We start from the raw sequence: 4456 nt of genomic DNA, 5'->3' as shown, positions 1-4456 counted from the left end.
GCCAGGATCAAACTCTCCAATAAAGTTAGTTTGTCTAGCATCTAAAATAAAAATTGACGTTTCACGTTGTTTGTTTCGTTCAGTTTTCAAAGAACTACTTGGTCGCTCATTCGCGACTTCCTTATGTTAACATTTTCATCTTTCAATGTCAACTAAGTTTTTTATTTCGTTTGTCGCTTTCGACGTTGTTGTCATCGGCGACTTGTTCTATATTACACCTCTAAGTAGCAATCGTCAATACCTTTTTATAAAGATATTTAATTACATGCTTTTATGCTCTTTTAGCTAGATACATCCCCGCAAAAATTCATTATCGGAAACTACCTTCTGCTTCTCATTAGTTCATTCTTGCAACACATATTCAATTTAATTTACGTGGACATTTCCCTCCAACAAAACTATTAACCTTATTTTAACAAATAATATTATATAATTAGGGGGTTGTTGTACTATCAATGAACTCTATTAGAAGCAGGTGAAGATATGAAAGATATACGTATCCTTATAGCAGACGATGATAAAGAAATCCGAAATTTATTAAAAATATATTTGGAACGAGAATTATATATGGTAGATACTGCGATTAATGGCGATGAAGCCTTACAATTATTTAATCAAAACAACTATAACCTCGTTATACTAGACCTTATGATGCCGAAAGTAGATGGTATTGAAGTATGTAGAAAGCTTAGAGATAAAACGAACGTACCGATATTAATGCTAACCGCTAAAGATCATGAAGTTGATAAAATTTTAGGTTTAAGCATTGGTGCTGATGATTACATTACAAAGCCTTTCAGTATTCATGAAGTCATTGCACGTGTAAAAGCTCTTATGCGGCGTTTTTTAGTTCTTGGAAGTGACGCTAATATACAAAAGAAAACAACTCTAACTTTTAAAGGCCTATTGATTGATTTAAATACATATACAGTTCATACAAACAAAGAAGAAATTAACTTAACCGGAAAAGAACTGGAACTATTAAAATTCTTCACTTCAAATCCAGGACAAGTATTTACAAAAACACAGCTCTTCCGAAATGTGTGGGACGATAATTATATAGAAGATGACAATACCGTTATGGTACATATTCGAAAACTTAGAAAGAAAATAGAAGTCGATCCTTCCAACCCAAAATTCATTCAGACTGTATGGGGAATTGGTTATAAGTTTGTAGGTGAACAGCTTGAAGACTGATAAAACCCTTTTCCTTATTTCATTACAACTTATCATTTGCGGGCTTTTAAATATACAAATGGACCCAAGGGTAAAAATATCTTTATTTATTACCCTTATCTTAATTACAATGTATCTCTTCTTTTCAAGAATACAATTCATTCAGCACCGCAAATCAATAGATACTAAATTAAGTCGTGTACTAAAAGGTAATTTACAAGCAAGATTATTTACAAGCAATGATCGTTCATTACATAATATCGTTTTTTCAATAAACGAACTAATAGCTGAATTAGAAAAGGTTCGGATTGAAGCAAAGAGGTCTGAGGAATCTAGAAAAAAACTTCTGTCTAGTATCTCGCACGATATACGAACACCACTTACCTCCATTATTGGCTATATTGATGCCTTAAAAGATGAGGTTGCTGCTTCTGAAATAGAAAAGCAAGAATATCTTAAAATACTTTATATGAAATCAAATAACTTGAAGCACCTAGTTGATGAGATATTCAATATGGCGAAGCTAGATGCTAACGAATTTCCACTAAAAGAAGAAGAACTCGACTTTTCTGAAGTTACTAGAGAAGTTTTGATTGAATTTTTACCTGAGCTCTCAAAACATAATATTGAACTACAAATTCTCATACCAGAATCTACTTTTCCTATCATGGCAGATCAACTTAGCCTTATACGAATTATAGGTAATTTAATGAAAAATGCTATTTATTACGGAAAGGATGGGAAAACAGTAGGAGTCGAACTATTAGAAACCGATACAGAATATGAACTTCTTATTTGGGACAAAGGCCCTGGTATTCCAAAACATGATTTGCAAAACATATTTGAGCGAATGTACCGAAGCGAACAATCAAGAAACTCCTCTTTTGGTGGTAGCGGTCTCGGACTTTCTATTTCTAAAGCGCTCGTTGAAAAGAATGGCGGGCATATATGGGTTGAAAGTAATCCATGGGAAAGAACCACTTTTGGATTTTCCATTCCAAAACACAATACTTTTAAGAAATAGTTAAGAAATGATTAATATGCAGTTAAACCTTCCTGCTTATCATGTAAGTAAGAACTTATAGAAAGTAGGTGTCTCCTATAAATACAATTATAAAAACAACTAATCTTACTAAAGTATATGGCAATCAAAAATCCGTAGATAATCTAAATATTAACGTTCAACAGGGAGAGATTTATGGATTCATAGGTCGTAACGGTGCTGGTAAAACAACAACCATTCGTATGCTACTCGGTCTTATAAAGCCTACAAGTGGAACTATCGAAATATTCGGAGAGGACTTATTTCAAAATCAAAAAGATATTTTAAGTAGAATTGGTTCTATCGTTGAAGTTCCAGGGTTTTATGAAAACTTAACTGCAAAAGAAAACTTATTAATTAACGCAAAGATAATTGGGGTTCACAAAAAGAATGCTATTGAAGAAGCGTTAGAAATAGTAGGCTTGCAACATGAAACAAAAAAGTTAGTGGGAAAGTATTCTTTAGGCATGAAGCAGCGTTTAGGAATTGCACGCGCCCTTCTCCATTATCCCGAACTACTTATATTAGATGAACCAACTAACGGACTAGACCCCATCGGGATTAAAGAAATGCGAAAACTTATTCATTCTTTAGCTCAAGAAAGGAATATAACGATACTCATTTCTAGTCACATATTAGCCGAGGTAGAACAGTTAGTTGATCGTATCGGAATTATTCACGAAGGAAAGTTACTAGAAGAAGTTTCTCTTGATACGCTACGCAAAGCAAACCGTAAATACATAGAATTTCAGGTGAATAATGACAGTAAGGCTACGATGTTATTAGAAAATCAATTTCAAATTTTCGATTATGAGGTACATGATGAAGGGAATATTCGCATTTACTCTCATTTCGGGCAACAAGGATACATCAACAGAACGTTTGTTCTAAATGATATTGAAGTATTAAAAATGATGATGAGCGAAGACAGATTAGAAGATTATTTCACCAAACTAGTTGGAGGTGGAACAATTGGTTAACCTACTCTATACAGAACTATTAAAACTAAAACGCTCTAATATGTTTTTAATTAGTATTATTGGGGCTGGTGTCGCACCTTTCTTAGTCGTAGTAGCTTCTTATATACATATAAAAACCAAACAGCCAACTCCGACTATTTGGTTCCATCAATTATTCACTGAAGTTAACTTATACACTACTTTAGTTATAGGGTTCCCCTTATATGGAGTAGTAGTTGCTTATCTGTTTACCCGTGAATATGCAGAAGACACATTAAAAAATTTACTAACTATCCCCGTGTCACGTATTAGTTTTATTATAAGTAAGTTCATCATTCTTTTCCTTTGGATCATGATGCTAACTTTAGTTGCTTGGTCGCTTACTTTAATATTAGGGCTATTGGGGAACTTCCCTGGTTTTAACACTGCTTTACTTTTAGGTTCTTTCCTAAAATTTTTAACCTGTGGTGGACTTCTTTTTCTATTGTCTTCACCTATTGTTCTATTAACTCTTGTAATGAAGAGCTATGTACCGCCTATTATATTAACAGTCATTATTACAATGACTAATCTTATGCTCGTAAATTCCAAACATAAAGATTTATTTCCCTGGATCGCCACTTTAGATATCGCAAATAATGAATTACAACCCACATATCCACCAGAGTATTCTTATATGATCATTGCAGCAACAACGATTTTCGGATTTATCGCAACACTATTCTATTTTAAGAGAGTAGACATTCATTAATTTTTAGGAGTGAAACTATGAGCGATATCATTATTGCCTTCATACTCGGTATCGTAGAGGGGTTAGCTGAATTTTTACCTATCTCTTCTACCGGCCACCTTATATTAGTCGGGCATTTTTAAAAATTAAACATCCCTCCATTAATCTAGATGTCTACTGGACAATGCTGTATAGGGATCGTATATTTTTATAAACCATATTCATTCCAAACTATCTTGCACGGTTAGTAATTGATGAGTTAAAAAACGCAATATGCCCCAGTCACATTTATTATGAATTAGAAACTAAACCAATATCGCCAAATAGCGATTATAGTTTTATATTCAATGCGTATGATGAACCTACATCCATCATTAAGACATCAGAATACAACGTTCGTCTATAATTGAAACAGTATAATATTGTTTACTAAACACGAAAAAACACAAGTCAAAAGACTTGTGTTTTTAGTTGCTTGGCGACGTCCTACTCTCACAGGGACAAGGTCCCAACTACCATCGGCGCTAGAGAGCTTAACTTCCGTGTTCG

At 33.6% G+C, this 4456-nt stretch carries 4 protein-coding genes, 1 rRNA gene and 1 pseudogene; 5 read left to right on the top strand and 1 reads right to left on the bottom strand.

Features of this window, described 5'->3' with window-relative positions; genetic code table 11:
• Positions 1-483: 483 nt before the first annotated feature.
• The 5 genes and pseudogenes from PDQ40_RS27945 to PDQ40_RS27925 form a co-directional block, all read left to right on the top strand.
• Positions 484-1197, top strand: a complete 714-nt coding sequence (locus tag PDQ40_RS27945; protein ID WP_000651988.1) for a response regulator transcription factor — start codon at positions 484-486, stop codon at positions 1195-1197.
• Positions 1187-2200: a sensor histidine kinase gene (locus PDQ40_RS27940; protein WP_000845341.1), complete on the top strand. Its 1014-nt coding sequence runs from the start codon at positions 1187-1189 to the stop codon at positions 2198-2200. The genes PDQ40_RS27945 and PDQ40_RS27940 overlap by 11 nt, the downstream gene beginning before the upstream one ends.
• A gap of 68 nt (positions 2201-2268) precedes the next feature.
• Positions 2269-3198, top strand: coding sequence for an ABC transporter ATP-binding protein (locus PDQ40_RS27935; RefSeq protein WP_000074574.1), 930 nt, complete (start codon positions 2269-2271; stop codon positions 3196-3198).
• Positions 3191-3928, top strand: coding sequence for an ABC transporter permease (locus PDQ40_RS27930; protein ID WP_000247724.1), 738 nt, complete (start codon positions 3191-3193; stop codon positions 3926-3928). Before PDQ40_RS27935 ends, PDQ40_RS27930 begins: the two co-directional genes overlap by 8 nt.
• Before the next feature lie 17 nt (positions 3929-3945).
• Positions 3946-4044, top strand: a pseudogene (locus tag PDQ40_RS27925) (undecaprenyl-diphosphate phosphatase); the annotation flags it as partial.
• A 336-nt stretch (positions 4045-4380) separates the two neighbouring features.
• On the opposite strand, the gene rrf reads toward PDQ40_RS27925, so the two are convergent.
• Positions 4381-4456: ribosomal RNA gene (rrf, locus tag PDQ40_RS28275) — 5S ribosomal RNA — on the bottom strand; the annotation flags it as partial.

The organism is Bacillus cereus group sp. Bc061 (assembly GCF_027715825.1).
Taxonomy (GTDB): domain Bacteria; phylum Bacillota; class Bacilli; order Bacillales; family Bacillaceae_G; genus Bacillus_A; species Bacillus_A paranthracis.
The sequence above is the reverse complement of the archived record's forward strand: the minus strand, read 5'-3'. Positions and strand labels throughout refer to the sequence as shown.